A 20,970-nucleotide genomic window follows, 5' to 3' on the forward strand; every position below is an offset into this window, starting at 1 on the left:
AACCGGCCGGCGCCCACGACAACCGGCCGATGGCTGCGACATCCGCGTCGGCGGCTTCGACGACAGTCGGCGGTCCCGGCGACGACCGGCCGGCGCCCAGGGACCGGTCAGGCGGTCAGCGCACCCGGCACCGTGCGGGCCTCGCAGTGCGGGGCCGTGTGCATCGGCATCTCGGTGAGGCCCGGGTGGTAGACGTGCAGGCTCACCGCCGGCTCCAGCGCGTCGTTGACGACTTCGTGCACGTACCCCGGCGCGAACACGCGCTGCGCACCCGCCCGCAACGCGCGCGTGCCCCGCTCCGTGCGCTCGGTCAGCGTGCCGTCCAGAACGGTCAGCACACCGGAGGAGAGGCCGTGGTCGTGCAGTCCGCTGCCCTGGCCGGGCACCCAGGACAGCAGCCACACCTCGTAGCCGGGGCCGGTGCGCAGCCGGTGGTACCAGCGGCTGGCCGCGTCGTAGCGGACGAGGTGCTCCCACTGGGAGCGGTCCTCGGCGATCGAGCGGGCCAGTCCGACGAACTCGGCGACGGTGGCCGGGTGCTCGCGCGGGGTCTGGAGAAGGTGGGTGACTTCGAGGATGTCGCCGGCGATCTGGAGGTCGCTGTTCATGGGGTGCGTGGTTCCTCAGTGAAGGAAGGTCAGAGGGAACGGAAGCCGAGATAACGGGTGGCTCGGCCTTCAGCTGGAGCAGGTGTGGCTCAACAGCTGGAACAGCAACAGCTACAGCGAGCGCGGGCAGCACCGTGGGACCCGTCGGTGCGGGTCGAGGTGAGCGCCAAGTTCGCGAGCATGCCCACAAGGACACCGGTTCACACCTTCACTGTCAACTCGACACCCGGTATGTGGGATGTGGTTCACCTCATCCGGTCGATCGCTCAGATGAAAGGTTTGTTCATGGCCCGCCCGGGACACATGGCGTCCAACCGGGCGCACAAACCCCGTTGCGTACTCGTGATCCGACTGTGATCCGTTTCGCTTCGACGTGCGTGTCGGAACGAGATCGAACTCCTGGGCGTCCTTCTCCGTACAGGTCTGCAAGGGGTCCGTCGGAAGGTGTGAGCCCTCAGGGGCTCTATCTGTGTGTCAGGTTTTATGGTGATTTGAACACTTTCCGCATGGGCTTGGTTCCGCAGAGTGAATAAGGGGCTCAATAGCAGATCTCGGCTTGACTCGCCCGGAGCAGCACACTTGTAATTTCACTCGTGTCGTTCAGCCGGAATCGGTAACGGCTAGATCACGGGGACGCGAAGACAGACGAGGGGCGCACATGACCGAGACGGTGCAGCAACTGCTGGTCGACGATGCGGACGAGGAGCTCGGCTGGCAGGAGCGCGCGCTGTGCGCCCAGACCGACCCCGAGTCCTTCTTCCCCGAGAAGGGCGGCTCGACCAGGGAGGCCAAGAAGGTCTGCCTCGCCTGCGAGGTCCGCTCCGAGTGCCTCGAGTACGCCCTCGCCAACGACGAGCGATTCGGCATCTGGGGCGGCCTGTCCGAGCGGGAGCGCCGGCGGCTGAAGAAGGCCGCCGTCTGACCCCCCACCCCTCTTCGTGAACGGCCCGTCGCCCATGGGTTATCCACAGGCGGCGGGCCGCCTTCCGTGCAGCCGATAGTGTGGTCGCTCGTCCGAGACGCCCCGCCGCCCCCACCGGGCGCAGGCGTCCACCGCAGTCCACCGAACCGGGGCCCGTACCTCGATGTCCGTGCACAGCCACTCGGCAGCTCATCACGACACCGCTGCCACAGCCGTGTTTGACCCGGCCCGCCCGCCCGAGTTCCCGCGTCACGTGGTGACCGCGGTCCTCGTCTCCCACGACGGCGCCCGCTGGCTGCCCGACGCGCTCGCCGGGCTGCTCGGCCAGGAGCGGCCCGTCCAGTACGCGATGGGGGCCGACACCGGCAGCGCGGACGCCTCCGCCCAGCTGGTCACCGACGCCCTCGGCGCCGACCGCGTACTGCACCTCGCCCGCCGCACCGGCTTCGGCCAGGCCGTCGAGGAGTGCGGCCGCGTCGCCCCGGTCCTCACCCCGGACGAGCTGCCGTACCTGAAGCGCCCCAGCGGCTGGGACCCCGTCACCCGCTCGTGGCGCGACGACGCCTACGACCTGCCCGAGCTGCCGCACGGCGAGCCGGTGCAATGGCTGTGGCTGCTGCACGACGACTGCGCCCCGGACCCCGACGCCCTGGCCCAGCTGCTGCGGGTCGTGGAGAACGAGTACGAGCTGGGCCGCGAGGACGTGGCCGTCGTGGGCCCCAAGCTCCGCGGCTGGTACGACCGGCGGCAGCTGCTGGAGGTCGGCGTGTCCATCGCCAACTCCGGCCGCCGCTGGACCGGCCTGGACCGCCGTGAACAGGACCAGGGCCAGCACGACCACGTCCGGCCCGTGCTGTCCGTGTCCACCGCCGGCATGCTCGTGCGCCGCGACGTCTTCGAGCAGCTCGGCGGATTCGACCGCCACCTGCCCCTCATGCGCGACGACGTCGACCTGTGCTGGCGCGCCCACGCCGCCGGTTACCGCGTCCTGGTCGCCCCCGAGGCGGTCGTCCGGCACGCCGAGGCGTCCAGCCGCGAGCGCCGCACCGTCGACTGCATGGGCCGGACCGCGGCCTCCCCGCACAAGGTCGACAAGGCCGGCGCCGTCTACACCCTGCTCGTCAACTCGCGCACGGCCGTGCTCCCCTGGGTGATGCTGCGGATCGTGCTCGGCACCCTGCTGCGCACCGTTGCCTACCTTGTCGGCAAGGTCCCCGGACAGGCCGTCGACGAGATCCGCGGCCTGATGGGCACCCTGCTCCGGCCCGAGCGGATCCTCGCCGGGCGTCGCGGCAGAGGCGCACCCCAGATCGACAAGGGCGAGCTGCGGGCGCTGTTCCCGCCGCCCGGCGCGACCGTCCGCGTCACCGTCGAGCAGGTCGCGAGCAGCCTCGTCGGCCGCTCCGACCCGGAGGTCGCGGCCGGTGCCGGACGGCACGGCAGCGCCGTCGAGTCGGGCCCCGGCGGCGACGACGCCGACTTCCTGGAGATCGAGCAGTTCGCCCGGCTCAAGCGCATCGCGCGCAAGCCCGGCCCGGTCCTCTTCCTGGTGCTGCTGCTCGTCTCCCTGGTCGCCTGCCGCCAGCTCCTCGGCGGCGGCGCGCTCGCGGGCGGCGCCCTGCTGCCCGCCCCCGCCGACTCCGCCGAGCTGTGGTCGCGCTACCTGGACGCCTGGCACCCGGTCGGCGCCGGCGGCACCTCAGCGGCGCCGCCGTACGTCGCGCTCGTGGCGATGCTGGCGTCCCTGCTGTTCGGCTCGACCGGCCTGGCCGTCACGGTCCTGCTCGTCTGCTCGGTGCCGCTGGCCGGTGTCGCCGCCTACTTCGCCTCCCGCCCGCTCGTCGAGTCCCGGCTGCTGCGTGCCTGGGCGGCCGTCGTCTACGCCTTCCTGCCCGCCGCCACCGGCGCCCTCGCCGGCGGCCGCATCGGCACCGCCGTCCTGGCCGCGCTGCTGCCGCTCATCGCCCGCGCGGGCATCGCGGCCGGCGGCCTGACGAACCCCTCCGGAGCCCGCGGCAGCTGGCGCGCCACCTGGGCCTACGCGCTGCTGCTGACCATCACCACGGCCTTCACGCCGATCGTCTGGCCCATCGCGCTGCTCCTCGGCGTCGGACTGCTGGTGCTGCGCCGGAGCGACATCACGGCCTACGGGCTGCGGTTCCTCGCCCAGCTCGGCACCCCCCTGCTGCTCCTCGCGCCCTGGTCGCTCACGCTGCTGCCCTTCGGCTTCCTCAAGGAAGCGGGCCTCGCGTACGGCCCCTCATCGGCCTCCGCCGTCGATCTGCTCGGCGCCAGCCCGGGCGGCCCCGGCACCGTCAGCGGCCTGATGCTCATCGGCATCGTGCTGGCCGCCCTCGCCGCGCTGGTCCGCTCGGAGCGCCAGTCGGGCATCTGGACGGCCTGGGCGGTCGCCCTGGTCGGCTTCGTCTTCGCGGTCCTGTCCAACAACTCCACCTGGGCCGGCCCGGCGACCCTCGTCTACGGCATCGCCCTCCTGGCGGCCGCCGCGCTCGGCGCCGACGGGGCACGCGCGCGGGTGGCCGAGCAGAGCTTCGGCTGGCGCCAGCCGGTCGCCGTGCTGATCGCCTTCGCCTCGGCCGCCGGTCCGCTGCTCATCGCCGCCGGCTGGATGATCCGCGGTGCCGACGGCCCCCTGGAGCGGCGCGACCCGATCCAGGTCCCCGCGTTCGTCGCCGAGGAGAGCGGAACCCGTGACCAGGCCCGCACCCTCGTCCTCGACAGCGACTCCGGCGCCCACGTCGGCTACATGCTCGTCCGCGGTTCCGGCGCCCGCCTCGGCGACGGCGAGATCGCCGCGGGCGACGGCGAGAACGGCAGGCTCGACAAGGTCGTCGCCAACCTGGTCGCGGGTTCCGGCGCCGACCAGGCCGACCAGCTCGGCGGCTTCGCCGTGCGCTACGTCCTCGTCCACCAGGGCGCGCCCCGCGAGGTCACCCGCGTCCTGGACGCCACGCCCGGTCTGACCCGGCTCAGCCAGCAGGCCGGCGGCGCGCTGTGGCGCGTCAACCGGGAGGTCGCGCGCGCCACGATCGTCCCCGCCTCCGGCACCCCGCAGCCCGTCGCCGCCGGACCCGTCGACATCCACACCACGATCCCGACCGGCGCGGGCGGACGCGTGCTGCGCCTCGCCGACGCGGCCTCCGACGGCTGGTCCGCCACGCTCGACGGCGAGCCGCTGGCCCGCACCACGGTCGACGGCTGGGCCCAGGGCTTCGAACTCCCCGCCACCGGCGGCCGGCTGGACGTCACCTACGACGACCCGATCGGCCACACGGCCTGGCTGTGGGCCCAGGGCCTCCTCGCCGTCGTCCTGGTCGTGCTCGCCCTGCCCGGCCGGCGCCGCGACATCGACGACGACCTCCCCGAGGAGCCGGCCGTCCCGGCCCAGGCCGTCGCAGGCGAGGGCCGCCGCGCCCGCCGCCTGCGCGCCCAGGCGGAAGCCGAGGCAGAGGCCGAAGAGACCCCAGGCCCCGGGGAGTTCCCGCCCCCGCCCCCGGAGCAGCCGTCGGCGGCGGTGCCCCAGCAGCAGAACTACGGGGAGTGGGACAACGCCGGCTACCAGGCCGGCGAGTACGCGGGCTACGGCGACCCGTACCAGAACGCCCAGTACCCGGCGGACGCCTACGGGCAGCAGTACCAGGCGGACCCCTACCAGGGCGGCCAGTACGACCCGTACGCGTACGGGGGACAGGGCCAGAACCCGCCGTACGACCAGCAGGGCTACGACCAGAACTACCAGCAGGGCTACGGCACGCCGTACGACCCGGCGCAGCACCACCCCCACGGCACGGGCAGTGAGCGTCCCGACGGGAGCCAGCAGTGAACCGCACCACCCTGTCCCTGATCGCCGGCGCGACCGCGCTCGCCGCCGTCACCGGCTTCGCCGCGCTGTCCGCCCCGGACGCCCCGGGCACGGACACCGCCGCCGAGGCGGCCGCCCAACTGCCCGTGGAGCGCACGAGCCTGCTGTGCCCGGCGCCAAGTACGTCCGACCTCGCCGAGACGTCCTACACCTCCTTCACGCCCGTCACGAAGGGCACCGGGAGCGGCGGCAAGGCCGAACTCCGCGAGGCCGACGAGGCGTCGGCCGACGCCCCGGCCGGCGGCGAGGACAAGGGCGACGGCAAGGGCAAGGACGGCGGGAAGTCCGGCGAGGACAAGCCCGCGAACCCCGTGCTGACTCCCAAGGAGCCCGGCAAACCGGTCACCGGCGACAGCTCCGGCGGCGACGCACCCGCCCTCGTCGGCACCGCGGACGGCAGGTTCGCGCCCGGCTGGACCGTCCAGGAGACGACCGAGGTCGCCGCGGGGACCGGACGCGGCCTCCAGGGCGTCAACTGCACCGCCCCGGACACCGACTTCTGGTTCCCGGGCGCCAGCACGGACGCCGACCGCACCGACTACGTCCACCTGACGAACCCCGACGACTCGGCCGCAGTGGTCGACATCGAGCTCTACGGCAAGGACGGCGCCCTGAAGTCCGCGGTGGGGGAGGGCATCACGGTCCCGCCGCACTCCAGCGAGCCGGTCCTGCTGTCCACCCTCACCGGCGAGCGGCAGACCGACCTCACGGTGCACGTCAACGTCCGCAGCGGACGCGTCGGCGCCGCCGTGCAGGCCCTGGACGACAAGCTCGGCGGCGACTGGCTGGCCGCGTCCGCGGACCCGTCGGGCAGCCTGGTCCTGCCCGGCATCCCCAAGGACGCCACGTCCGTGCGCCTGATCGCCCTCACCCCCGGCGACGCCGACGCGGACCTGAAGGTGCGCCTGGCCTCCCCCTCCGGGCTGATCACCCCGGCCGGGCACGAGACGGTGCACGTCAAGGGCGGCATGACCGCCGCCGTCGACCTGGGCGACGTCACCCGCGGCGAGGCGGGCTCCCTGGTGCTGACCCCGACGGACCGGTCCGTGCCGGTCGTGGCGGCCCTGCGGGTCGTACGCGGCAAGGGCGACAAGCAGGAGACGGGGTTCATCCCGGCCACCCGCCCCGTCGGCACGCGCGCGACGTCCGCCGACAACAGCGGCAAGGGCAGCACCCTGTCCCTGACGGCCCCCGGCGCCGCCGCCACGGTCAAGGTCACGGCCTCGGCCGGCAGCGAGGGCGGCACTCCGGTGTCGAAGACGTACACGATCAAGGCCGGCACGACCCAGGACATCGAGCCCCCGGCCCCCGGCGGCCTGAAGGGCACCTACGCGCTCACGGTCGAGACGGTGTCCGGCGGCCCGGTCTACGGGGCCCGCACCCTGACGGCGAGCGAGGACGGCGTCCCCGCCTTCACCGTGCAGACACTGCCGGACGACCGGGGCACGGTGGCGGTGCCGGAGGCGGACGAGGACCTGTCGGTTCTCCAGCGGTAGCGCTGCGGGCCGGGGAGGGCCTGTCGATCGGGGAGGGCCCGTCGGCCGGAGCGGGCCCGCCGTCCGGCGTCCGTCCGGCTCCGGTCCCGCCTAGCCCGCGCCTGGCCCCAACGCCGGTGACTAGCCCTGGTCCTCGCCGTACCGCGGATCGACCGTCTCCGGCGTCAGCCCGAGCAGCTCGGCGACCTGCTCCACGACGACCTCGTGCACCAGTGCCGCCCGCTCGTCGCGCCCCTTGGTGCGGATCTCGACCGGCCGCCGGTAGACGACCACACGCGCGGGGCGGCCCTCACGCGCGCTGACCGTGCCGCCGAGCGGAACCGCCTCGTCGTTCCACGCCTGTCCGGGCCCCTCGAGCCGCGGCACCTCCAGGACCAGGAAATCGATGTCGGCGAGTTGCGGCCACCGCCGCTCCAGGCGCTCCACGGAGTCCTGCACCAGATCGGCGAACGCCTCCGCGCGGCTCGCGGCGAGCGGCACCTGCGGCGGTGCGATCGGGCCGCGCATGCCCCGTCCGTGGCGATCACGACGGCGGGGCCCGGGGGCGGCGGCACGGGGCGTTACGGGCTTGTCCATCACTGGTGAAGGGTAGTCCCCGCCGCGTCCCTGTGCCCGGCACCGCACGGCGGCACGGACGGCTTCCGGCCGCGCCGCACGGCATGTCGTTACATGACCATTCAAGCCAAGGTTGGGCTCAAATCCGTATCCCGCCGAGACTGGTTACCTCACGGCAATTGAGAGTTTTGTGACGACTGTTGACCGCTTGAGGGATCGTTCGACACCTCGGACGTTGTTGTCCTGCCAGGTCAGGAAGGTGCCCTCAAATGGGTGTGTGGGGTGTTTCACAGCACGACACGGGGGAGTGACCTGGTGGAGAGTCGTCGCGGCCCGCTCAAGAGTGCGGTACCGTCCAACGTCGTGAGCCCTGTACGTCGCTGTTCGCGCACCGCTTGCGGCCGTCCCGCCGTCGCGACGCTGACGTACGTCTACGCCGACTCGACCGCGGTCCTCGGCCCGCTCGCCACCTACGCCGAACCCCACTGCTACGACCTGTGCGCCGAGCACTCCGAGCGCCTCACCGCCCCGCGCGGCTGGGAGGTCGTCCGGCTCCTCGACGGCTCGGCCCCGGCCCGCCCGAGCGGGGACGACCTGGAAGCGCTTGCGAACGCCGTGCGTGAGGCGGCCCGCCCCCAGGAGCGGGCGGCCGGGGCGGGCGGCGGGGGCCGTGGCCCCGACCCGCGGGAAGTCGCGCGGCGCGGCCATCTTCGTGTCCTGCGTTCGCCCGACAACTGACCGCTCTCGGTTTCCCCACGCGCGCACCCATTGACGTCAGCTTGGCGCGGACATGACCATTCTGTTGTGAGGCTGCGAGAGATCGCTTTCGCATGACGGAAACCGGGGAGACGCCCGTGTACGTCCAGGAACTGGAACCCGTCGCCGGCTCACTCGGCCTGTCCGCCGTGGTGGCGGCCCTGCCCCTGGTGGTCGTCCTGGTCCTGCTCGGCGGCGTCCGCATGAAGGCGCACCTGGCGGGCCTGACCGGCCTCCTCGCCGCCGTCCTCGTCGCCCGGCTCGCCTACGGCATGCCGCTCGGCCAGACCCTCTCCAGCGGCGCCCAGGGCGCCGTCTTCGGTCTCTTCCCCATCCTGTGGATCGTCGTCAACGCCCTGTGGGTGTACCGGATGACCGTCCGCACCCGGCACTTCGACATCCTGCGCCGGTCCTTCGGGCGGCTGTCCGACGACCCGCGCATCCAGGCCCTCGTCATCGCCTTCTGCTTCGGGGCGCTGCTGGAGGCGCTCGCCGGCTTCGGGGCGCCCGTCGCGATCAGCGCGGTGATGCTGGTCGCCCTCGGCTTCGAACCGGTGCGCGCAGCCGTCGTCGCCCTGGTCGCCAACACCGCGCCCGTGGCCTTCGGCGCGATGGGCACGCCGGTCGTCACGCTCGCCCAGGTGACCGGACTGCCCCTGGACTCCGTGGCATCCGTGGTGGGCCGTCAGACACCGCTGCTGGCACTCGTCGTGCCCCTGGTGCTGGTCTGGCTCGTGGACGGCCGACGCGGCCTGCGCGAGACCTGGGTGCCCGCCCTGGCGTGCGGAGTCGCCTTCGCCGTCGCCCAGTTCGCCGCGTCCAACTACGTCTCCGCCCAACTCGCCGACATCGGCGCCGCCCTGGCCGGTGCGGGCGCCCTGGTCGCCGTACCACGCGCGCGCGTGCCCGCCGCCGAGTCCGTGCGCGCCTCCGTGCTGACCGGCGCCCGCAGCGAGGAACTCGACGAGGAGGACCCGCCCCGCGAGGTCCTGCGCGCCTACGCCCCCTACGCGCTGATCGTCGTGATCTTCTCCGTCGCGCAGATCCCGCCCGTCAAGGACTGGCTCGCCCGGACCACCCAGACCTTCGACTGGCCCTTCCTGGACGTCGCCGGCCCGGACGGCGAACCGGTCGGCGGCAACGTCTTCAGCTGGCCCGTCGTGTCGACCGGCGGCACTCTCGTCCTGCTCGCCGGGATCCTCACGGCCGCCGTCATCGGGGTCCACGCGCGCGTGGCGGTCAGAGAGTGGCTCGCGACCGTCCGCGAACTGCGCTTCGCGATCCTCACCGTGACGTCCGTCCTGGCCCTCGCCTACGTCATGAACCTCTCCGGGCAGGCGGCGACCATCGGCCACTTCGTGGCGGCGGCCGGAGCCGGGCTCGCGTTCCTGTCGCCCGTCCTCGGCTGGTTCGGCGTCGCCGTGTCCGGCTCGGACACCTCCGCCAACGCCCTCTTCGGCGCCCTCCAGGTGACCGCCGCCCGCGAGTCCGGACTCTCGCCGGAGCTGCTGGCCGCCGCCAACAGCTCCGGCGGCGTCCTCGGCAAGATGATCTCTCCGCAGAACCTCACCATCGCGTGCGCGGCCGTGGGACTCGCGGGCCGCGAGGGCGACTTGCTGCGCAAGGTGCTGCCGTGGAGCCTGGGCCTGCTGCTGGTGATGTGCCTGATCGTGGTCGGCCAGAGCACCCCGGTCCTCGGCTGGATGCTGCCCTGACCTGAGGTTACGGCTGGGGGTCTTCCGGGCGTCCGCCCGGCGCGCTGTCGGTGGGCGAGGGTAGTTTGGGCGGACCGACAGTACTTTTTCAGGAAGGTTGGCCGTGGCTGCTGATCTGTCGCAGGTCGTGAAGGCGTACGACGTACGCGGGGTCGTCCCCGACCAGTGGGACGAGTCCCTGGCCGAGCTCTTCGGGGCGGCCTTCGTGCGGGTCACCGGCGCGAGCGCCATCACGACGGGGCACGACATGCGGCCCTCCTCGCCGGGCCTGTCGCGTGCCTTCGCACGCGGGGCGGCCGCCCTGGGCGCCGACGTGACGGAGATCGGCCTCTGCTCGACGGACCAGCTGTACTACGCCTCGGGCGCGCTGAACCTCCCGGGCGCCATGTTCACCGCCTCCCACAACCCGGCGCAGTACAACGGCATCAAGATGTGCCGCTCGGGCGCCGCCCCGGTCGGCCAGGACACCGGCCTGACGGAGATCCGTGAACTGGTGGAGGGCTGGAGCGAGTCGGGCGCCCCGGAGCCGGCCGCGAAGGCGGGCGCCATCACCGGCCGCGACACGTTGTCGGACTACGCGGACCACCTGCGCTCCCTGGTCGACCTGACCGCCATCCGCCCCCTGAAGGTCGTCGTCGACGCCGGCAACGGCATGGGCGGGCACACCGTCCCCGAGGTCTTCGCCGGCCTGCCCCTGACCCCGGTGCCGATGTACTTCGAGCTGGACGGCACCTTCCCCAACCACGAGGCCAACCCCCTCGACCCCGCCAACCTCGTCGACCTGCAGAAGCGGGTCCGCGAGGAGGGCGCCGACCTGGGCCTCGCCTTCGACGGCGACGCCGACCGCTGCTTCGTCGTCGACGAGCGCGGCGAGCCCGTCTCCCCGTCGGCGATCACCGCCCTGGTCGCCTCCCGCGAACTGGCCCGGCACGGCGGCAAGGGCACGATCATCCACAACCTGATCACCTCCCGGTCGGTCCCCGAGGTGGTCGAGGAGAACGGCGGCAGCCCGGTCCGCACCCGCGTGGGCCACTCCTTCATCAAGGCCGAGATGGCCCGCACCGGCGCGATCTTCGGCGGCGAGCACTCCGCGCACTACTACTTCCGCGACTTCTGGAACGCCGACACGGGCATGCTGGCCGCCCTGCACGTCCTCGCGGCCCTCGGCGGCCAGGACGGCCCCCTGTCCTCCCTCGTCGCCCAGTACGACCGCTACGCCGGCTCCGGGGAGATCAACTCCACGGTCGCCGACCAACAGGCCAGTCTCACAGCCATCCGTTCCGCGTACGGGAGCCGCGAGGGCATCACCCTCGACGAGCTCGACGGCCTCACGGTCTCCGCCGCCGACTGGTGGTTCAACGTCCGCCCGTCCAACACGGAGCCGCTGCTCCGCCTGAACGCGGAGGCGCGGGACGCCGAGACGATGGCCCGGGTGCGCGACGAGGTGCTGGGGATCATCAGGGGCTGAGGCCCCGCCCCCACCGGCGGTAATCTGACCAGGCACGACCCCAAGCGCCCGCACCTCGAAGGAACCCCTATGCCCCTCGAATCCGGCCTCCTCGAGATCCTCGCCTGCCCGGCCTGCCACTCCTCCCTCACGGAGCAGGACACCGAGCTGATCTGCACCGACACCAGCTGCGGCCTGGCCTACCCCGTCCGCGACGGCATCCCCGTCCTGCTCGTCGACGAGGCCCGCCGCCCCGCGTGACCGCCGGGGGCGCACGCACCCCCGCGACACCCCGGTGCACATAGCCCCCGGCTCAGCGGGCACGATCCAGGACACCCTGACAACGGACCCCGGCGATGGGAAGCTGCCGCCCATGCTCGACGAATCGCTGCTCGACTCCCCGGAGGGCCTCGCCGAGGCCGACCACCGCGGACTGCTCCGCGGCGCCGCAGAAGCCGGCGCCCGCGTCCGTACCGCGGCCCGCCATGCCGCCGAGGCGGGCGTCAACGACATCAAGCCGGACGGCCGCCCCCGGGCGGTGCTCATCGCCGGCCCCGGTGCCGCCGCCACCCACGCCGCCGACCTCATCGGCACGCTCGCCGGCGCCGGCAGCCCGGTCATCCGCCTCGCCCCCACCGGCGTCGCCCCCGCCGCGGGCGCCCTGCGGTGGGAACTGCCCGGCTGGGTCGGCTCCGTGGACCTCCTGCTGATCACCACTCCGGACGGCACCGAACCCGGCCTGTCCCTGCTCGCCGAGCAGGCCTACCGCCGGGGCTGCACCGTCGTGGCCGTGGCTCCCGCCCGTACGCCGCTCGCCGACGCCCTGGCCGGTGTGCACGGCCTGTTCGTCCCCGTGGCGACCGCCCCGTACGACCAGGAGGAGCCCCTCGCCGCGTCGGCCCCCGGCGTCCTGTGGGCCCTGCTCACCCCGCTCCTCGCGCTCCTGGACCGCACGGGCGTGCTCGCCGCCCCGCCGGACGCGATCGGCAAGGTCGCCGACCGCCTCGACCTCGTCGCCGAACGCTGCGGCCCGGCCATCGCCACGTACAGCAACGCCGCCAAGACCCTGGCCGCCGAACTGTCCGACGCGCTCCCGGTCGTCTGGACCGAGGGCGTCTCGGCAGGCCCGGCCGGCCGCCGCTTCGCCGCTGCCCTCGCCGAACTGTCCGGCACCCCCGCGGTCGTCGCCGAACTCCCCGAGGCGCTCGCCGCCCACGGCGCCCTGCTCGCCGGCCCGCTGGCCGCCAGCGCCGACCCCGACGACTTCTTCCGCGACCGCGTCGAGGAACCGCCCGCCCTGCACGCGCGCGTGGTCCTGCTCCGCGACCGCCCCATCGGCGGCCTCACCGCCGCCCCCGGCGCCCGCGAACTCGCCCTCAGCCACGACACACCGATCAGCGAGCTCGAACCGGAGGCCGGCGGCGAACTGGAGACCCTCGCGGAACTGATCGCCATCACGGATTTCGCCGCGGTTTACCTGGCGCTCGCTTCGAGGGCCTGATCTTGCCGGGGACAGCCTGACGCGCCCGCACCCCGCACACCCAGAGAGAACGCCATGGACCGCCTCGACAACACCGTCCGCCCCTACGCCTGGGGTTCCCCGACCGCCATCCCGCAGCTGCTCGGCGTCGAGCCGACCGGTGAGCCGCAGGCAGAGATGTGGATGGGCGCCCACCCGGGCGCACCCTCGCGCACCGACCGGGGCACGCTCGTCGAGGTCGTCGACGCCGACCCCGAGAAGGAACTCGGGCCCGCCGCCGTCGCCAGGTTCGGCCCCCGGCTGCCCTTCCTCCTCAAGATCCTCGCCGCGGGCGCCCCGCTGTCCCTCCAGGTCCACCCCGACCTCGCGCAGGCCAAGGAGGGCTACGCGGACGAGGAGCGGCGCGGTATCCCCGTGGACGCCCCGCACCGCAACTACAAGGACGCCAACCACAAGCCCGAACTGATCTGCGCCCTCACCGAGTTCGACGGCCTGTGCGGCTTCCGCGACCCGCTGGAGGCCGCGGCCCTCCTCGACGACCTCGGCGTCGACTCCCTCAAGCCCTACGTCGACCTGCTGCACGCCCACCCCGAGGACGCCGCCCTGCGCGAGGTTCTCACGGCGATCCTCACCGCCGACCCCGACGAGATGTCCCGCACCGTCGCGGAGGCGGCCGCCGCCTGCGACCGCCTCGGCGGCGCCTACGCTCCCTACGCCGACATCGCCCACCACTACCCGGGCGACCCCGGCGTCATCGCCGCGATGCTGCTCAACCACGTCCGGCTCCAGCCCGGCGAGGCCCTCTACCTGGGCGCCGGCGTGCCGCACGCCTACCTCGACGGCCTCGGCGTCGAGATCATGGCCAACTCCGACAACGTCCTGCGCTGCGGCCTGACCCCCAAGCACGTCGACGTCCCCGAACTCCTGCGCATCGTCCGCTTCCTCCCCAGCGACCCCGGCGTCCTGCGCCCCGAGGCCTCCCCGGACGGCGAGGAGGTCTACGAGACCCCCATCGACGAGTTCCGCCTCTCCCGCTACGTCCTCCCCGAGGCGGGCGCCGCCCACGACCTCACCCGCCCGACCCCGCAGATCCTGCTCTGCACGGCCGGCACCGTCCGGGCCGGCGAACACGACCTGACCCCCGGCGAGTCGGTCTTCGTCCCGGCCGGAGAAAAGGCCGAAGTGTCCGGAACGGGAACGCTTTTCCGGGCCACCGTCATCGCCTGACCGTTTCGACGGCCCCGGGCCGGTGACCTGACTCACCGCTGTCGCGGCGGGCTGCAACAATGGCCCACCGTCAAGCACGGGCAAAGCCACGGGCGCGCACCAAGGGCGGGCGCCCGGGCCCAGGAACGGCGTACGAAGGGACAACGCGGACATATGAGCGCGTCAGGCGGAACCAAGGCGATCGTGGCGGCACTGGCCGCCAACCTCGCCATCGCGGTAGCGAAGTTCGTGGCGTTCCTCTTCAGCGGCTCGTCATCGATGCTCGCCGAGTCCGTCCACTCCCTCGCCGACTCCGGCAACCAGGCACTGCTCCTGGTCGGCGGCAAGAAGGCCAAGCGCGAGGCCACCCCGGAACACCCCTTCGGCTACGGCCGCGAGCGCTACATCTACGCCTTCCTCGTCTCCATCGTCCTCTTCTCGGTCGGTGGCATGTTCGCCCTCTACGAGGGCTACGAGAAGATCAGGCACCCGCACGAGCTGACAAACTGGTACTGGCCGGTCGGCGTCCTGGTCTTCGCGATCATCGCCGAGGCCTTCTCCTTCCGCACGGCCATCAAGGAGTCCAACGTCCTGCGGGGCAAGCGCTCCTGGAAGGAGTTCGTCCGCCACGCCAAGGCCCCCGAGCTCCCGGTCGTTCTCCTGGAGGACCTCGGCGCCCTCGTCGGCTTGGTCCTCGCCCTCGGCGGCGTCGGACTCGCCCTCCTCACCGGCGAGAGCGTCTGGGACGGCATCGGCACCCTCTGCATCGGCATCCTGCTCATCCTGATCGCCCTGGTCCTGGCCGCCGAGACCAAGTCCCTGCTGCTCGGCGAGTCCGCCGGCCTCGAGGAGACCCGGAAGATCGAGGCCGCCGTCGTCGACGGCGACACCGTCACCCGCGTCATCCACATGCGCACCCTCCACCTCGGGCCCGAGGAACTCCTCGTCGCCGCCAAGATCGCCGTCCGGCACGACGACACGGCCACCGAGATCGCCGCCGCCATCGACGCCGCCGAGGCCCGCATCCGCGACGCCGTCCCGATCGCCCGCGTGATCTACCTCGAGCCGGACATCTACAGCGAGCGCGAAGCCGCCAAGGGCCCCGACCCCGAGGCCACGCCCGGGGGGCCCACGCCGAGCGACGCCGGACACTGACGTCTGCCGGAGGCACCGCACGAACGCCCCTGGGGCCCGCCGAACCACGTCGGCGGGCCCCGGAGGCGTCACAGGGGCTTCGCCCGCGGCCGGGTTCACAGGTTCGTGCCCCCGAGGCCAGGATCCTCAGATCCGCACGGCCCACGGCGGCGGGAACGCCGTCGCGCTCCGCGCCTGTCGCCGTACGGCCACGGCGGCGATCCCCGGTCCCACCCCCGTCGGCACCGCCAGGCGCACCGAGCACCATCGCCGACCCGAGCACCATGGGCACGCTGTGGTCATCGCGCGTCCCCGGATCACCGACTCCGGCAGTGTCCCGCCCCGGTCGTCGAGGAGGGCCCGCGCGGCACGGGTGTTCGCGCGATGGTCGCCCAGCACGACGAGCCGACCTCCCGGACCCCGTCCCTTGCCGGACATGCGCTCCTCGCACATGCCCATGACCGTCTGATTGCCGGTCGCGATGAGGCCGGCCCCGAACAGGAACGCCGTCCTGTTGACCGGCCCGCCCATGTCGAACGCGATCATGAGCCCCAGAATCGCGCCGAGCAGAACGGCACTGACGCCTTTGTCATGCGGAATCGGCGTCCCGGACGCCCCGCAGGATCGATCAGCCGTTCGGAACCTCCCGGGCATCCTGCACCACCTCGCTCCAGACGCAAAGGCAAGAAGATCCCTGCTCATCCCGCTTCGACACCTCCTGCCGCCGCCTTCGTTGATGTCCTGTCATCGCTCCCGTCCCTCGACCACACACACCGCCGACCCCACCTGCCGCGCTCCCGAAGAGACCGGTGCCTCGTGCCCGACACCGCCTCCATGGCGGGATCCGTTCGGAGGCGGACTGGGGGCGGGCGCGACTCCCGGTGTAGCTTGGGACGGAGCCAGACGTCGCTGCTGATGGCGGTCGGGCGGTCCCTCCGCGGACCGGCCGAGGGAGAGAGGGCCTCCGACGGACTGCGCTGCGCATGCGCGGGCATGCCTGTGTCCTCCTTCGGGCACCCCTGTGTCCGCCGCCGCGCAGACCAGCCGTACCCACCTCGCCCCAACCCCGAGGAGCAGCTCGCAATGACGACTGTCGAGAACCGACAGGACTTCAAGGTCGCCGACCTCTCCCTGGCCGCGTTCGGCCGCAAGGAGATCACCCTCGCCGAGCACGAGATGCCGGGCCTGATGGCGATCCGCAAGGAGTACGCCGAGGCGCAGCCCCTGGCCGGCGCCCGTGTCACCGGCTCCCTGCACATGACCGTGCAGACCGCCGTGCTCATCGAGACCCTGGTCGCCCTCGGCGCGCAGGTCCGCTGGGCCTCCTGCAACATCTTCTCCACCCAGGACCACGCGGCCGCCGCCATCGCCGTCGGCCCGAACGGCACCGTGGACAACCCCCAGGGCGTCCCCGTCTTCGCCTGGAAGGGCGAGACCCTGGACGAGTACTGGTGGTGCACCGAGCAGGCGCTGACCTGGCCGGACAGCCCCACCGGCGGCCCCAACATGATCCTGGACGACGGCGGCGACGCCACCCTCCTCGTCCACAAGGGCGTCGAGTACGAGAAGGACGGCAAGGTCCCCTCGCCCGACACCGCCGAGTCCGACGAGCACCGCGTCATCCTCGAACTGCTGACCCGCACCCTGGGCGAGAACCCCCAGAAGTGGACCCAGCTGGCCTCGGAGATCCGCGGCGTCACCGAGGAGACCACGACCGGCGTCCACCGCCTGTACGAGATGCAGCGCGACGGCGTCCTCCTGTTCCCGGCGATCAACGTCAACGACGCCGTCACCAAGTCGAAGTTCGACAACAAGTACGGCTGCCGCCACTCGCTCATCGACGGCATCAACCGCGCCACCGACGTCCTCATCGGCGGCAAGACCGCGGTCGTCTTCGGCTACGGCGACGTCGGCAAGGGCTGCGCGGAGTCCCTGCGCGGTCAGGGCGCCCGCGTGATCGTCACCGAGATCGACCCGATCTGCGCCCTCCAGGCCGCGATGGACGGCTACCAGGTCGCGACCCTGGAAGACGTCGTCGAGACGGCCGACATCTTCATCACCACGACCGGCAACAAGGACATCATCATGGCCTCGGACATGGCCAAGATGAAGCACCAGGCCATCGTCGGAAACATCGGCCACTTCGACAACGAGATCGACATGGCCGGCCTCGCCAAGATCCCCGGCATCGTCAAGGACGAGGTCAAGCCGCAGGTCCACACCTGGACCTTCCCCGACGGCAAGGTGATCATCGTCCTGTCCGAGGGCCGCCTGCTGAACCTGGGCAACGCCACCGGCCACCCGTCGTTCGTGATGTCCAACTCCTTCGCGGACCAGACCCTGGCCCAGATCGAGCTGTTCACCAAGCCCGACGAGTACCCGACCGGCGTCTACGTGCTGCCCAAGCACCTCGACGAGAAGGTCGCCCGCCTCCACCTCGACGCGCTCGGCGTGAAGCTGACGACGCTGCGCCCCGAGCAGGCCGAGTACATCGGCGTGCAGGTCGAGGGCCCGTTCAAGCCGGACCACTACCGCTACTGAGCCGAGCAGCACCGCTGCCGCGTTCGCAGCCGGTCGGATCTCCGAGGCAGGCCCCCGCACCCCCGTGCCGGGGGCCTGCCCCGTTCGACGGGCCGGCGACGACCGGCCCAGCCCGTCAAGACCCAGGACCCCCATGCCCCGCGGCCGCTATTCGCTCCACGATCCGCACGATCACACCCCCCTCGCAGAAGAACACTTCCAGTGCGCCCCCGGCCCCTCCGGCTGGCGCTACGTCTCCCAGCTGACCACCCCCGCAGGCGATCACCACGGCTCCGTCGATCTCACCCTCGACGAACTGGGCCGCCCCATCCGCCTCGAACTCCACGCTGCCGCCTGGCAGGTCCGGGGCGCCGCCCTCGACGGGGTGACCTGGGTCCGCACCGACCCCACCGGGACCGACGCCACCGAAGGCAATGTGCGCGCCCACGCCTTCGCCGGCACCTCCCCGGCATTCCTCGTCGCCACCGCCCGACTCCTGCGCCTCACCCCCTCCGCGGCCGCCACCCGCGTACGCCTCGTCGCCTTCACGGATCCGGTCCTCGCCCCACGCACCGTGGACCAGTCCTGGGCCTTGGTGAAGAGCGAAACACACGCCACTGACAACGGCCCCCTGGCCGTGGACGAATACCAGGTCACAGCGCTGGACACGGGCGAGCAGCACACTGTGCACATCGCCGGGGACGTGGTCCTCGCGGCCCCCGGCATCGAGCTCGAAGACCTGGAGTCACCGCCGTCGGTGTTCCCCTGAACAGACAGCCACGCACGATCGGCGGGCCCCGGATTCCCCCACTAGGCCGGAGGCACGAACCCGGTGCCGGGTCGATCTCCCGCCGAGCCCCCCGGTGACTCCGAGGCCCGCTCCACAGCGGTCGGCTCGGAGACTGCCTCAGGCGTTCCGACCGGTGGTCCGTAGACAGCGGGGGTCCCGCCACGAGCCTCGGGCGAGGCCGCTGATCCGTTCGTCGCCGGGACCGCGGCGGCCGTGGCCGCCCGGGCCGCCTCGCCTCCGAAAGCGCGCCGGGCCTCCCGCGCCTGCCGTTCCTGCACGACGGCCGCCAGATACGCCGCCGGCGGCACACCCTGCGGCACCGGAGCCCCCGTACGCTCCGCCAGATCCGACGCCAGCCGCTCCGCCATCGACCAGCCCACCTGCGGATCCAGCTGCTGCATGCGCGTCAGGTACTGCCGGACGGCGAGCCACAGCCCGTCGGGCACCGCCGACAGATCGAGCCCCGAGAACCGCCCCGCCAGCCACGGCGGAGGAGGCGGCACGAAACCGGTCCGCGTGACCGGAATCCGCTCCCGCACGACGAGCGTCCCCGCGAACACATCCCCCAGCCGACGCCCACGCGCCGACACGAACGAGGCGATGCAGGCGACGACCCCGAAGGTCATAAGGATCTCGATCACCGCGATCAAGCCCCTCACCAGCGCATGCCGGAAACGGATCGGACCCCCGTCGTCCCGTACGACACGCAGCCCGCACGCCAGCTTCCCCAGTGACCGCCCGTGACTGAGCGTCTCCACCGCGATCGGCCCGCCCACCAGGACGAGAACGAACGTCGCGATCGACAACGCCGTCTGCGCCGCCTCGTCGAGCGAGGCCGTGGACGTCACCAGCACGATGGTCACCGCGACGTAGACCGCCATCGCCGCCACCAGATCGAGCAGCACGGCCAGCGCCCTGCTGGGCAGCCTCGCGGGGCGCAGCTCCAACGCCACAGCCTCGCCCGTCACCAGCTCACTCACGCCCGCCGCCCTTTCCCTGCCCTGCCCCTGACAGGGCCAGTCTGCCAAGCTGAGGGCGCATCGCACCGCAGTACGACAAGCTGATCCACGACGAGCCTCCGACGACCCAGCCGAGGAGCAGGCACACCGATGGACCTCGACGTCTTCGTCTCCGCCCACCGAGCGGAGTGGGACCGCCTCGAAGCCCTCCTCCGCCGCCAGCGCCGCCTCAACGGCGCCGAGGCCGACGAACTCGTCACCCTCTACCAGCGCACGGCGACGCACCTCTCCCTGATCCAGTCCAGCGCCCCGGACCCGCAACTGACCGGACGGCTGAGCCAACTCGTGGCACGCGCGCGCAATGCCGTGACAGGCACCCGACGCGCCTCCTGGCGAGATGTCACCCGCTTCCTGGCCCACGGCTTCCCAGCTGCCGTCTACAAGGCACGCCACTGGTGGGTGCCCACGGCGCTCCTGTCGACGGCCGTCGCCGCCCTCCTCGGCTGGTGGATCGGCACGCACCCCGAAGTCCAGGCCTCCATCGCGGCCCCCAGTGAACTCCGCGAGCTCACCCGCCCGGGCGGCCAGTACGAGACGTACTACTCCAGCCACCCGGCTGCCAGCTTCGCCGCCCAGGTCTGGACGAACAACGCCTGGGCCGCCGCCCTGTGCCTCATCCTGGGGGTGTTCCTGGGGCTGCCGGTCCTCTGGATCCTCTTCCAGAACATGCTCAACCTCGGCGTCGGCATCGGCCTGATGTCCTCGGTCGGCCGCCTCGACACGTTCCTGGGCCTGGTCCTCCCTCACGGCCTCCTCGAACTGACCGCCGTCTTCGTCGCGGCCGGCACCGGCCTGCGCCTGGGCTGGACGCTCATCGACCCCGGCCCCCGTACGCGGCGCACGGCTCTGGCGGAAGAGGGCCGAGCCGCCATAGGCATGGCCATGGGTCTCGCCCTCGTCCTCTTCGTCTCCGGCGCCATCGAAGGCTTCGTCACCCCGTCCGGCCTCCCCACCTGGGCCCGCATCACCATCGGGGTCGCCGCCGAAGCGTCTTTCCTGGCCTACGTCTACGTCCTGGGCGGCCGTGCCGCTCGCGCGGGAGAGACCGGCGACGTCGAGGCAACGGAACGCAGTGCGACCGTCCCCACAGCGGCCTGATCGTTCGCCTGACCGCCGGATGTGCAACCACCGCTGTTCAGCTGCTAGTGTCCTCTTCGCCCCACAGGAGCCGTTGACACGGCAAGTGAGGGGAGGTAGATTTGAACAGTTGTCTGGAGATGGGCTCTAGTCCCAGACCAGCGAGAGTGAACGTCTATCTGCTTCTTGAAACGCCGATTTCAATGAAGCCTCTCCCGATGATTCGGAAACGAACGGCCGGTCAATCCGGCCCGAAACTTCTGATAAAGTCGGAACCGCCGGAAAGGGAAACGCGGAAGCGGGAACCTGGAAAGCACCGAGGAAATCGGGTCGGAAAGATCTGATAGAGTCGGAAACGCAAG

18 protein-coding genes are annotated in these 20,970 nt (G+C 72.2%); 13 read left to right on the forward strand and 5 right to left on the reverse strand.

The genetic code is table 11. From position 1 onward, the window contains the following. Positions 1–107: 107 nt before the first annotated feature. The gene (locus HDC93_RS06020) at positions 108–608 is read right to left on the reverse strand and encodes a cysteine dioxygenase family protein (protein ID WP_185007869.1); all 501 of its coding nucleotides are present in this window, start codon (positions 606–608) and stop codon (positions 108–110) included. Between the two features lie 658 nt (positions 609–1,266). On the opposite strand from HDC93_RS06020, the gene HDC93_RS06025 reads away from it, so the two are divergent. The 3 genes from HDC93_RS06025 to HDC93_RS06035 all read left to right on the forward strand — a co-directional run bounded on the left by HDC93_RS06025 (position 1,267) and on the right by HDC93_RS06035 (position 6,909). Continuing rightward, complete coding sequence (locus HDC93_RS06025; RefSeq protein ID WP_010034659.1) at positions 1,267–1,530, forward strand: WhiB family transcriptional regulator; 264 nt, start codon at positions 1,267–1,269, stop codon at positions 1,528–1,530. 163 nt (positions 1,531–1,693) lie between these two features. After that, entirely contained in the window at positions 1,694–5,374 is a 3,681-nt protein-coding gene (locus HDC93_RS06030; RefSeq protein ID WP_185007871.1) for a glycosyltransferase family 2 protein, read from the forward strand. Beyond that, a complete protein-coding gene (locus HDC93_RS06035; RefSeq protein WP_185007872.1) occupies positions 5,371–6,909 on the forward strand; it encodes a DUF5719 family protein in 1,539 nt (512 codons plus the stop codon). The genes HDC93_RS06030 and HDC93_RS06035 overlap by 4 nt, the downstream gene beginning before the upstream one ends. Positions 6,910–7,029: 120 nt before the next feature. Here HDC93_RS06035 and HDC93_RS06040 read toward each other — a convergent pair whose 3' ends face one another. Beyond that, positions 7,030–7,485, reverse strand: a complete 456-nt coding sequence (locus tag HDC93_RS06040; RefSeq protein ID WP_185007874.1) for a metallopeptidase family protein — start codon at positions 7,483–7,485, stop codon at positions 7,030–7,032. A 294-nt stretch (positions 7,486–7,779) separates the two neighbouring features. Here HDC93_RS06040 and HDC93_RS06045 point away from each other — a divergent pair, with 294 nt between their 5' ends. The 7 genes from HDC93_RS06045 (at position 7,780) to HDC93_RS06075 (ending at position 15,223) form a co-directional block, all read left to right on the forward strand. After that, positions 7,780–8,202, forward strand: coding sequence for a DUF3499 domain-containing protein (locus HDC93_RS06045; protein WP_185007876.1), 423 nt, complete (start codon positions 7,780–7,782; stop codon positions 8,200–8,202). A 116-nt stretch (positions 8,203–8,318) separates the two neighbouring features. Then, positions 8,319–9,935, forward strand: a complete 1,617-nt coding sequence (locus HDC93_RS06050) for an L-lactate permease (protein WP_185007973.1) — start codon at positions 8,319–8,321, stop codon at positions 9,933–9,935. A gap of 103 nt (positions 9,936–10,038) precedes the next feature. Next, positions 10,039–11,403, forward strand: coding sequence for a phosphomannomutase/phosphoglucomutase (locus tag HDC93_RS06055; protein WP_185007878.1), 1,365 nt, complete (start codon positions 10,039–10,041; stop codon positions 11,401–11,403). A 69-nt stretch (positions 11,404–11,472) separates the two neighbouring features. Further along, on the forward strand, positions 11,473–11,643 hold the full coding sequence (locus HDC93_RS06060; RefSeq protein WP_185007880.1) for a Trm112 family protein: 171 nt from the start codon (positions 11,473–11,475) through the stop codon (positions 11,641–11,643). Positions 11,644–11,755: 112 nt separating this feature from the next. Next, positions 11,756–12,883 carry an SIS domain-containing protein gene (locus tag HDC93_RS06065; protein WP_185007882.1) on the forward strand — a complete coding sequence of 376 codons (1,128 nt, stop codon included), beginning with the start codon at positions 11,756–11,758 and terminating at the stop codon, positions 12,881–12,883. Between the two features lie 54 nt (positions 12,884–12,937). After that, positions 12,938–14,089, forward strand: a complete 1,152-nt coding sequence (gene manA, locus HDC93_RS06070) for a mannose-6-phosphate isomerase, class I (RefSeq protein ID WP_185007884.1) — start codon at positions 12,938–12,940, stop codon at positions 14,087–14,089. 153 nt (positions 14,090–14,242) lie between these two features. After that, the gene (locus HDC93_RS06075; protein WP_185007886.1) at positions 14,243–15,223 is read left to right on the forward strand and encodes a cation diffusion facilitator family transporter; all 981 of its coding nucleotides are present in this window, start codon (positions 14,243–14,245) and stop codon (positions 15,221–15,223) included. Between the two features lie 126 nt (positions 15,224–15,349). Here the strand turns inward: HDC93_RS06075 and HDC93_RS06080 are convergent, their stop codons facing one another. After that, positions 15,350–15,748 carry a hypothetical protein gene (locus tag HDC93_RS06080; protein WP_185007979.1) on the reverse strand — a complete coding sequence of 133 codons (399 nt, stop codon included), beginning with the start codon at positions 15,746–15,748 and terminating at the stop codon, positions 15,350–15,352. 537 nt (positions 15,749–16,285) lie between these two features. Between HDC93_RS06080 and ahcY the strand changes: the two genes are divergently transcribed. Both ahcY and HDC93_RS06090 read left to right on the forward strand, forming a co-directional pair. Next, positions 16,286–17,743 carry an adenosylhomocysteinase gene (ahcY, locus tag HDC93_RS06085; RefSeq protein ID WP_185007888.1) on the forward strand — a complete coding sequence of 486 codons (1,458 nt, stop codon included), beginning with the start codon at positions 16,286–16,288 and terminating at the stop codon, positions 17,741–17,743. Positions 17,744–17,876: 133 nt separating this feature from the next. Beyond that, a complete protein-coding gene (locus tag HDC93_RS06090) occupies positions 17,877–18,491 on the forward strand; it encodes a hypothetical protein (RefSeq protein ID WP_185007890.1) in 615 nt (204 codons plus the stop codon). Between the two features lie 41 nt (positions 18,492–18,532). On the opposite strand, the gene HDC93_RS06095 is transcribed toward HDC93_RS06090, so the two are convergent. Then, positions 18,533–19,492, reverse strand: a complete 960-nt coding sequence (locus tag HDC93_RS06095) for an RDD family protein (protein ID WP_185007892.1) — start codon at positions 19,490–19,492, stop codon at positions 18,533–18,535. A gap of 129 nt (positions 19,493–19,621) precedes the next feature. On the opposite strand from HDC93_RS06095, the gene HDC93_RS06100 reads away from it, so the two are divergent. Then, positions 19,622–20,629 (forward strand): stage II sporulation protein M, encoded by a 1,008-nt coding sequence (locus HDC93_RS06100; RefSeq protein WP_185007894.1) that lies wholly within the window; start codon positions 19,622–19,624, stop codon positions 20,627–20,629. A gap of 126 nt (positions 20,630–20,755) precedes the next feature. Here the strand turns inward: HDC93_RS06100 and HDC93_RS37740 are convergent. After that, positions 20,756–20,970, reverse strand: a 215-nt coding sequence (locus tag HDC93_RS37740) for a hypothetical protein (protein WP_221516245.1), incomplete at its 5' end; no start/stop codon positions are given.

This window comes from Streptomyces sp. AK010 (genome assembly GCF_014207295.1).
Classification (GTDB): domain Bacteria; phylum Actinomycetota; class Actinomycetes; order Streptomycetales; family Streptomycetaceae; genus Streptomyces; species Streptomyces massasporeus.

Bases quoted from the DNA above. Each gene is read 5' to 3' on its own strand.
- HDC93_RS06020 (WP_185007869.1), bottom strand. From the start codon at position 608: ATGAACAGCGACCTCCAGATCGCCGGCGACATCCTCGAAGTCACCCAC.
- HDC93_RS06025 (WP_010034659.1), top strand. From the start codon at position 1,267: ATGACCGAGACGGTGCAGCAACTGCTGGTCGACGATGCGGACGAGGAG.
- HDC93_RS06030 (WP_185007871.1), top strand. From the start codon at position 1,694: ATGTCCGTGCACAGCCACTCGGCAGCTCATCACGACACCGCTGCCACA.
- HDC93_RS06040 (WP_185007874.1), bottom strand. From the start codon at position 7,485: ATGGACAAGCCCGTAACGCCCCGTGCCGCCGCCCCCGGGCCCCGCCGT.
- HDC93_RS06060 (WP_185007880.1), top strand. From the start codon at position 11,473: ATGCCCCTCGAATCCGGCCTCCTCGAGATCCTCGCCTGCCCGGCCTGC.
- HDC93_RS06065 (WP_185007882.1), top strand. From the start codon at position 11,756: ATGCTCGACGAATCGCTGCTCGACTCCCCGGAGGGCCTCGCCGAGGCC.
- manA (WP_185007884.1), top strand. From the start codon at position 12,938: ATGGACCGCCTCGACAACACCGTCCGCCCCTACGCCTGGGGTTCCCCG.
- HDC93_RS06075 (WP_185007886.1), top strand. From the start codon at position 14,243: ATGAGCGCGTCAGGCGGAACCAAGGCGATCGTGGCGGCACTGGCCGCC.
- HDC93_RS06080 (WP_185007979.1), bottom strand. From the start codon at position 15,748: ATGATCGCGTTCGACATGGGCGGGCCGGTCAACAGGACGGCGTTCCTG.
- ahcY (WP_185007888.1), top strand. From the start codon at position 16,286: ATGACGACTGTCGAGAACCGACAGGACTTCAAGGTCGCCGACCTCTCC.
- HDC93_RS06090 (WP_185007890.1), top strand. From the start codon at position 17,877: ATGCCCCGCGGCCGCTATTCGCTCCACGATCCGCACGATCACACCCCC.
- HDC93_RS06100 (WP_185007894.1), top strand. From the start codon at position 19,622: ATGGACCTCGACGTCTTCGTCTCCGCCCACCGAGCGGAGTGGGACCGC.